The sequence below is a fragment of the Photobacterium aphoticum genome (genome assembly GCF_001029435.1).
GTDB classification, from domain to species: Bacteria; Pseudomonadota; Gammaproteobacteria; order Enterobacterales; family Vibrionaceae; genus Photobacterium; species Photobacterium aphoticum.
Genome location: NZ_LDOV01000081.1, coordinates 1 through 221 on the forward strand (window position 1 = coordinate 1; position 221 = coordinate 221).

Annotated in this window: 1 protein-coding gene; it reads right to left on the reverse strand. The window is 60.6% G+C overall.

Translation table 11 applies throughout. From position 1 onward, the window contains the following. The coding region (locus ABT58_RS24250; protein WP_047876775.1) for a hypothetical protein at nt 1-221 on the reverse strand (221 nt) is incomplete at both ends.

The window sequence follows — 221 nt, forward strand, 5'->3', positions numbered from 1 at the left end:
CTGTGGTAGACGCCGTCCCCGTTGGTGTCGCCCGGCAGCTCCGCTGTCGGCGCTGGTGCTGCGCCGTTCGCACCCCGGGTATTGTCACTCACTTCCGGTGACGGGTTGCCAGCAGCATCCACGACCTGGGCGGTCACTTCTACCTTGCCGCCATCAACGGTGATCTCGACTTGGATGCCATTGTTCAAATCATCTTGGGTAATAACGCGGTCAACCAGTAC